General features: G+C 42.6%; 3 protein-coding genes and 1 pseudogene. 2 read left to right on the plus strand and 2 right to left on the minus strand.

The window, feature by feature from the left end; genetic code table 11:
* Positions 1-404: 404 nt before the first annotated feature.
* Together HRQ91_RS11690 and HRQ91_RS11695 are read left to right on the plus strand one after the other, a co-directional pair.
* Positions 405-889, plus strand: a pseudogene (locus HRQ91_RS11690) (type III toxin-antitoxin system ToxN/AbiQ family toxin).
* A gap of 149 nt (positions 890-1,038) precedes the next feature.
* The gene (locus HRQ91_RS11695; protein WP_210119696.1) at positions 1,039-2,514 is read left to right on the plus strand and encodes a GNAT family N-acetyltransferase; all 1,476 of its coding nucleotides are present in this window, start codon (positions 1,039-1,041) and stop codon (positions 2,512-2,514) included.
* 106 nt (positions 2,515-2,620) lie between these two features.
* Here HRQ91_RS11695 and gyrA read toward each other — a convergent pair whose 3' ends face one another.
* Both gyrA and gyrB read right to left on the minus strand, forming a co-directional pair.
* The gene (gene gyrA / locus HRQ91_RS11700) at positions 2,621-5,077 is read right to left on the minus strand and encodes a DNA topoisomerase (ATP-hydrolyzing) subunit A (protein ID WP_210119697.1); all 2,457 of its coding nucleotides are present in this window, start codon (positions 5,075-5,077) and stop codon (positions 2,621-2,623) included.
* Positions 5,078-5,088: 11 nt separating this feature from the next.
* A complete protein-coding gene (gene gyrB, locus HRQ91_RS11705) occupies positions 5,089-7,005 on the minus strand; it encodes a DNA topoisomerase (ATP-hydrolyzing) subunit B (RefSeq protein ID WP_210119698.1) in 1,917 nt (638 codons plus the stop codon).
* Positions 7,006-7,135: the final 130 nt, after the last annotated feature.

Genomic DNA, 7,135 nt, shown 5'->3' on the forward strand with positions numbered 1-7,135 from the left:
TCTCGCTGCCGGTTCCGCTCTTAAAATTACGGTTCCAGAACTATCGATTATACTATAATAATTACAACTTTATATTAATTACAAATATCTTGCGATGACAACCCTTAAATTCTGAAGAAAAAACAACGGTGAAAAGATTCTAATTGTTAAAGATAGAAATAATAGAATTAAGAAATAAAATTAATTTCAGATTAAAAAAACTTGACGGCAATTATAATTCTTGTTATATTGAAGTTGCGGTGAGCTTCTACCATATTTATGAAGCCCTAAAAAAGCGGTGAATTTCTACCATAAAAGTGAAATGTCAAAAAAGCGGCGAGTTTCTGCCATTAAGTGAAAACCCAAAAACGCAAGTTTTTATAGAGGAGTCGGAAATGGCTCCTTTTTCTGTTTTTGAGGGATTTATGAAATTTTATCATATAAAGGACATCTTTATTGCTTATTTACGGCAGTTTGATTCCAAAGTCGCTGAAAATAAAAATGAATCCCGTCCTTATGTCGGGATTGTGCTTCAGATAGAAGACATAAAATATTATGCGCCATTCTCATCTCCAAAGCGAAGCACAAGAAAATGAAGAACGGAAAAGATTTCAGAAAAATAAATAACGGTATTTATGGGGCAATTAATTTCAATAATATGGTTCCGGTACTGGATTCCGTACTTATAGAAATTGATATTACAAATATTCCCGATGTAAAATATCGTCGACTGTTGCAAAACCAATACAATTATATAAAAGCTGACAGAGTTGGCATAATAAGAACTGCTGAAAACCTACGGAAGATGATTTTTGAGGATGAAAAAAATCTTTCAGAATATGAGAAGACTGTTAAAAAAAGATGCTGTGATTTACGGTTGCTGGAATCAAAGTATCTCGATTTCAAATAATTATATTTTTCTGTTACACAAAATTTATGACAGGATGCATTAAAGGCTGGTCTTGCTTTTTTCCATTTTCCTTCTCAGTTTAAAAAATATCGTCCGTGTGATAAAATCAAACTCACAGTTGTGCGACTTTAAAATCAGCGGGGGCAAAAATGAAAACGGAAACGGCAAAAGCGGAACAGATAAGAAGCGTTATTCGGTACATAAAAAAATTTAAAGACGCGACCGTAGTCATATATATCGACGACGAGCTCATAGAATCTCCTTTGTTTTCAAACCACATCCGCGACATCGCCCTTATTCACGCATCAGGATTAAACGTCGTTATCATTCCCGGAGCGCGTCATTACATAGATAAAACTCTTACAAAAGCGAATATTCCTTGGAAAATAAAAAACGGCTGCCGCATTACTAGCGAAGACGCCATGCCTCTGATAAAAACCGCCGCTTTTGAAATTTCAAACATAGTTATGACCAGCTTAGCCGGAGAACACTTAAACGCCGTAATCGGAAACTGGGTAAGAGCAAGAGGAATGGGCGTGATAGACGGTTTGGACTTTGCAACTTCCGGAGAAATAGACAAGCTTGAAATAGATTCCATACGCACGATACTGGAAAAACGGTTCATTCCCATATTTCCGTGCATAGGATGGAGTCTTACGGGAAAACCTTACAATATTTCTTCCCTACAGCTTGCACAGGAAATAGCCGTATACTTACAAGCGGACAAACTTTTTTTTGTAGTTCCCGAAGCTGAAATTTCAAAGAAAAATTTTATAATTCCCGACAATATGATCCTATCAAAAGAAGGGCATATTCCCGCTTTAAACATAGAAGAACTAAACGCCTTTATGGAAATGAATCAAACAGTTCCGGCAGACGATTGCGCGCCCTCTTGCTCAAAAGCTTGCGCTGGCGGCCGTGCAGACGATCAATCGGACAATCGAATCGACGACCCGGCCGCAGATTCCGAGCGAAGCTTCGAGCGGCGTCAAGATACTGAAATTTCCGCACGAATACGAATAAAAGAAAAAATTCTTTCTCTTTTGCGCTTATCAAAAAAAGCTTGCGACCTCGGAGTGCACAGAGTACATATCTTAAACGGCTTGTCGGACGGCGTGATTCCCTGTGAAATTTTTTCCGAGCTGGGATCCGGCACTATGATTTACACAAACAATTACGGTCGTATACGTGAAATGCGGCTTGAAGATATTCCGGCGGTTTTAAGACTTATGCGTCCCTTTGTCGAAAAAGGAATTCTTTTGCCGCGAACGGAAAGCTCCCTTTTTAACGAAATAAACGACTTTATAATATATGAACTGGACGACGGCATACGCGCTTGCGCCGCTCTTCACATCTTTGAAGGCGCACAGGGTGAAATAGCGGCCCTCGCCGTAGACGAATCCTATTCCCACACGGGAATAGGCCCGAAGTTAATATCTCACCTTACCCAGCGGGCAAAAAAACATAAACTTAAAAATATTTTCGTCCTGACGACTCAAACCGCCGATTGGTTTGAAAATTTAGGATTTAAAGCCGCAGACATTCAAACTCTTCCGGAAAAAAGAAAAAAAACCTGGACGGCAAACAGAAATTCCAAACTGTTGAGAATGCAGCTAAACGATTGACGCCGGCGGATTTAAAACCGCAAAAAATTCCGATAATGTTTCACGTGAAACATTATCGGATGCGACATTTGCTTTGTTGACAAGTTTGCACCGCAAACTCGTTACATTATTTGTCTTTTTCGTTGTTTTGGGCTACGCGGTCGATTCCTATAAGATAATCGGGATCTTCTATTTTAAGAATGCTCACTCCGCTGGCGTTTGTTCCCTGCTTGTTTATAGCCGAAGCGAGTACCCGCAGCGTCTTTCCCTGGCTCGTCATACAGACAATCTCATCCGTTTCAGCCGCCGCCAAAGTCCCTATTATCTCTCCGCGGGCTTCGGTATTTCCGAATATGCGCTGGCCGCCGGTTCCTCTGCCGTGCGAAAGGAATTGATCAAAGTCTATGCGTTTTCCGTATCCTTTTTCCGTCATCACCAAGATGGATTTGTCGTTTTCTATTCTTACGGCGCCGGTCAACTCGTCTCCGTCGCGTAAACGAATGCCGCGTACACCCCGGCTGGCCCGTCCCATCTGCCGTATATCCGTTTCGGAAACTCTGAGCGCCTGACCTCTTCTGGTAACGAACATTATTTCATCCGAACCCGTCGTTAAAATGGAGCTCACGAGCTTGTCGCCGTCATCCAATTTTATGGAAATAATTCCCCTTGTCTTTGCATTGGAGAAATCCGTTACGGGCGTCTTTTTTACAATTCCGTTTGCGGTAGTCATAAAAAGATAAGTGTTTTCCTCAAAATCTTTAAGCGCCACTATCGTAGTTATCTCTTCGTTTGCGGAAACGGCCAAAAGACTTTTTATGTGGGAACCCCTGCTCGTTCTTGCCGCTTCGGGAATTTCATGCACTTTGATCCAATAAGCCCTGCCCTCGTTCGTTATGAACATAAGGTAATCGTGAGTGGAAGCTATAAAAAGCTGGTTGATATAATCGTTTTCAACAAGGTTTGCGCTTGCGCTTCCTTTTCCGCCTCTGCCCTGTTGTTTATACAGAACCGCCGGAACGCGCTTTATATAACCCAGTTTCGAAATCAAAATAACGACGTCTTCTTCTTTTATCATATCCTCGACGTTGATATCTTCGACTTCGTCGGCTACAATATCGGTTTTTCTGTCGTCGCCGTATTTTTCCGCTATTTCGTTGGTTTCGGTTTTTATCAATTCCAATATTTTTTCATGGTGTTCCAGCAAATCGCGAAGATGAGCTATCAACGCTTCAAGCTCGGCTATTTCTTTTTTAAGCTCATCGATCTGCAGATGAGTGAGTCGTTTAAGCTGCATGTCAACGATAGCCTGCGCCTGAACGTCGTCAAACGAAAACCTCTGCATAAGGGCGTTCTTTGCGTCTTCCGTGTCGCGGCTGGATCGAATGAGTTTTATAACTTCGTCGATATTGTTGATCGCAATTATGAGAGCTTCAAGTATATGAGCCCGCGCTAAGGCCTTAGCCAAATCATACTTTGTGCGTCTGGTAACCACTTCGTCTCTGTGTTCGACAAAGTATTTTACAAGATCTTTAAGATTTAAGATTTGAGGCCGACCCTTTACAAGCGCAAGGTTTATAACGCCGAAATTCGATTGCAACGCCGTCTTGGTAAAAAGCTGGTTCAATACTATTTTTGTGATAGCTCCCCGCTTCAGATCGACAACTATTCTCATGCCGACGCGATCCGACGATTCGTCGTTTATACCGGCGATGCCGTCTATAGCCTTGTTTCTTGCCAACTCCGCTATTCTTTCACACAAAACCTTAGTATTTATACCGTAAGGAACTTCCGTAAAGACGATAGACTCTTTTCCGTTTTTTAAAGTTTCTATCGTAAATTTTCCTCTTACGATGATTTTACCGCGGCCGGTCTTATAAGCTTTTTTTATGCCCGCCTTGCCGAAAATTATCCCGCCGGTCGGAAAATCCGGTCCTTTTATATATCTGCAAAGTTCGTCAACCTCGATTTCGGGATTGTCTATATAAGCCGTCACCGCCGCCGCTATTTCCTTTAAGTTGTGAGGCGGCATATTTGTAGCCATACCTACGGCAATTCCGGACGAGCCGTTCGCCAAAAGAAACGGAAATTTTGCAGGAAGAACCGTCGGTTCCTGAGTGGTTTCGTCAAAGTTGGGAATAAAATTAACCGTGTCCTTACCTATGTCTACCGTCATCTCTTCGGCAAGTTTTGCCATCTTCGCTTCGGTATAACGGTAGGCTGCCGCCGGATCTCCGGCTATGGTTCCGAAATTTCCCTGAGGAGTGATAACGGGATATCGTAAAGAAAAATCCTGCCCCAATCGCACAAGCGCGTCATAAACCGAAGCGTCTCCGTGAGGGTGATAACTTCCCAAAACGTCGCCTACGATCTTCGCGCATTTTCGCGTAGGTCCGTTATTGCGCAGGCCCCGCTCTTCCATCGCGTATAAAATTCTTCGATGAACGGGTTTTAAACCGTCGCGGACATCCGGCAAAGCGCGGCTTACGATGACGGACATGGAATAATCTATATAGGCCTGCTTTACTTCAGTATCGATAGGTATGGGAATCAGGGTTCCGCCTTCGGGCGTTTTTATCTCTTCCATTAAAAAATCCTTTAAACGTCAAGGTTGGCGTAGACGGCGTTTTCTTCTATGAATTGCCGTCTGGGTTCAACTTCTTCTCCCATAAGGACGCTGAAGATCTTATCCGCCGCAACGGCGTCCGGCAATGTAACTCTTTTCATCTTTCTGCGGGAAGGATCCATTGTGGTTTCCCACAATTGAGTTCCGTCCATTTCACCCAATCCCTTATAGCGTTGTACCGATATTTTATCCGTGTCGGCTCCTATGTCCGAAATAATCCTGGTTTTTTCATCGTCGTCATAGACATACCATTCTTTTTTTTGGTAGCTGATTCTATATAGCGGCGGCATGGCAAGATAAACATATCCGTCTTCTATGATCTGCGGCATGTATCTGAAAAAAAACGTTAAAAGCAAGGTACGTATGTGAGATCCGTCAACGTCGGCATCCGCCATGATTATTATCTTATGATAGCGGAGTTTTGAAATATTGAATTCCTTTCCGATTCCCGCGCCGAGGGACGCAATTACCGGCTCGAGTTTTTCATTGTTTATAACCTTGTCTATACGGGCTTTTTCAACATTGAGCATTTTGCCCCAAAGAGGAAGGATGGCCTGTGTTTTGCTGTCTCGGCCTTTCTTTGCCGAACCGCCGGCCGAATCTCCTTCGACTATGTATACTTCGCAAAGAGAGGGATCTTTTAAAGAACAATCCGAAAGTTTTCCCGGAAGACCGAAACTGTCCAAACCGGATTTTTTGCGCGTAGCATCCTTAGCTTTACGGGCGGCAATTCTCGCGGCGGCTTCGCTCACGGACTTTTCAAGGATCTTTTCGGTTTCCGAAGGATTTTGCTCAAAAAACAACACAAGTTTTTCTTTTATAAGATTTTCCACTATGCCGCGAACTTCAGTGTTGCCGAGTTTTGTTTTTGTCTGTCCTTCAAACTGAGGTTCCGGAACTTTTACGGACAAAACCGCCGTTAAGCCTGCCCTCACATCTTCTCCGGACAGTTTTTCATCCTTGTCGAGCCGCTTTTGCAACTTAGGATATTTTTCAAGGAATTTGTTCATTACAAAGGTAAGACCTGTTTTAAATCCCTCTAAGTGTGTTCCTCCCTCGCGCGTATTGATGTCGTTTACATAGCTGTAAATGTTTTCCACATATCCGTCGTTGTACTGCATGGCAATTTCCGCAAGGACGTCGTTTTCGGAACCTTCCATATAAATCGGCTCGGCCGGAACGGTAGATTTTCCTTCGTCGAGATAAGAAACAAAATGTTTTATTCCGCCTTCAAATTTAAATACTATTTCTTTGGGAGTTTCAAGTCTTTCGTCGCGAAAGACAATCGTAATTCCGCTGTTTAAAAAAGCCAATTCTCTTAAGCGCTTTGCAAGAACGTCGAAATTATATGTCGTCGTTTCGGTAAAGATGGATTTGTCCGCTTTCCACCTGATCATCGTGCCGTGACTTTCAGAATCTCCTACAACTTCCACCTTAGTCTTCGGAATTCCCGTTTCATATTTTTGAACGTATTTTTTTCCGTCGCGTTCGATAAAGGCTTCCATCCATTCGGAAAGAGCGTTTACGCAGCTTACGCCTACGCCGTGAAGTCCGCCTGAAACCTTATAAGATCCCTTATCGAATTTACCGCCAGCATGCAGTCTTGTTAAAACAAGTTCAAGCGCGCTTATGTGTTCCGTAGGGTGTATGTCCACCGGAATGCCCCGCCCGTTATCCACAACGCGGCAGATATCGTCCTTTTCAAGAGCTACGGTTATAGTATCGCAAAAACCGGCCATTGCCTCGTCTATGCTGTTATCGACAACTTCATACACCAGATGGTTTAAACCTTCCGGACCGGTCGATCCGATATACATTCCGGGTCTTTTACGAACCGCATCAAGTCCTTTGAGAACTTGAATATTACCGGCTGAATATGTAGCTGTCATTATTTTCGTCCTTAAATTTGATTAATGTAATTCCTTCTATTATATGAAATAAGCAAAATTTAAAAATAGAAACGTAAATAATAGTATATCGATATTGCAGAAAAAAGTAAAGACAGTCTATAATGAGATT

The sequence above is a fragment of the Treponema parvum genome (assembly GCF_017893965.1).
Classification (GTDB): Bacteria; Spirochaetota; Spirochaetia; order Treponematales; family Treponemataceae; genus Treponema_D; species Treponema_D parvum.